Genomic DNA, 1482 nt, shown 5'->3' with positions numbered 1-1482 from the left:
GTAGCGCTCGAACTCGGCGGCTTTGTAGGGATCTATAACGTACTTTAAGTAGCAGGTAACCACTTGAACTACCTTTCAGTTGACCTTGTAACGCTTTTGTTTAGCGGCGACTACGGAGCGCAGCGTAGTAGGCGTCCGGTGTAGGGCCGTCGGCCCGGAACGTACTACAACTACTGGTTAGAAGCCGGTTCACCCGTTGGTTTCCAGCCCTGCTTCTCGGCTTGCATGCGAACGCCAAAGAAGCCCCGCATCGGCTCGTGATCCGGCACCGATACTAACCACCAAACTACCCGTCCCGAGCAAATTTTGCGGTGAACAGCCCCACAACCTGGGCACCCTGCCGATAACCCGAAAGATGCCAACGCTGGTTTCCAAATTGGGCGACAGAGTTGCTGGCCTTGGCAACGATGCGAAACCAAAAGCTACCACCGAATTTGCCGCCAAGGCCCATGCACCCAGCTACTATAAAAATGACCGATGCCTTGGCTTATAACGCTGAGGTAACCGGCGCCGGAGCGCAGCGGAGGGAACCAAAAGCGGTACGCTTTTGGCGTCCGGTTGACCGACTGGTTAAGGGCCGGTTACCCGTTGTTTTGTATTGGCACTCAATGCTGAATGCCCACTCCGGATACTTTGTACCAACTTGACTCATGCCGCCAGGAACCAGAGCACCGTATGAGAGGATTTCCTCCAGGGAATGCGCCGGATTGCCCCCCGACCTAAACTTCTGATTGGCCGCCAAAACCGTTGCCAGACTGAGGGCTGTTTTCTGCCTGCAGGCAACCACCCAAGCCGCGGCAAAACACCAAACCCAAGAACACCGGAGTAAGGCCTTTAACGCTGAAATAAGCGGCGGCCCGACAGGGGCGTCCGGTGGAGGCCGAAGGCCGGAACGAACTTGATTGACTTGTTACAGGGCATTGGTCAGCTCCTGAATTTGGCGCCTACGCAGGGCTTCGTAGTCTCCGAAAACCTGATGGAAACGATCCTTTCTTACGAAGGGAAACTGGAGATGGTAGTGACGGCTAAAGCCCTGTACGTGACAAGTTTCTTTGCCGTAGATCGGGTTTTCGTCACACCACTCATTGTTAACGCCACGCACGGTAGCTCTGTAAACACTAATGGTTTGATCTTTGATATCCACGATGTAGGTGGCAAACGCACCTTTGATAAGGAGATAACCTTTGCATGACGACTGCTCAACGAACTTTGAGTGATCGGTTTGTCCAATCATGACCGGGACATCCCTAAACGTCTCAATTTCACCGAAATTCGTTTTGATCGTCATGCCGTAGGCATCACAACCCATCCGGAACTCTCCGAGAGGGTTGAGCTCAATATGCTCGACTACCGCTTCCCTTCTCATGACCTGCTTTGCAATTCCCTGTAACGCCTGCATAAACGGCGGCTTTTGCGCAGCGAAGCGGAGAAAAAGCCGTCCGGTGGAGGCCCATCGGGCCGGAACGAATTTGATGCACTTGT

At 53.7% G+C, this 1482-nt stretch carries 1 protein-coding gene; it reads right to left on the bottom strand.

The annotated features are described in order from the left end of the window. Window positions 1-910: 910 nt before the first annotated feature. A partial coding sequence (locus BM035_RS22745) for a hypothetical protein (RefSeq protein WP_175497458.1) occupies window positions 911-1482 on the bottom strand: 572 nt, incomplete at its 5' end.

It is taken from the genome of Marinobacter sp. DSM 26671 (assembly GCF_900112835.1).
GTDB classification, from domain to species: domain Bacteria; phylum Pseudomonadota; class Gammaproteobacteria; order Pseudomonadales; family Oleiphilaceae; genus Marinobacter; species Marinobacter flavimaris.
Note: the sequence above shows the minus strand (reverse complement) of the source record. Positions and strands in the feature narration are given on the sequence as shown.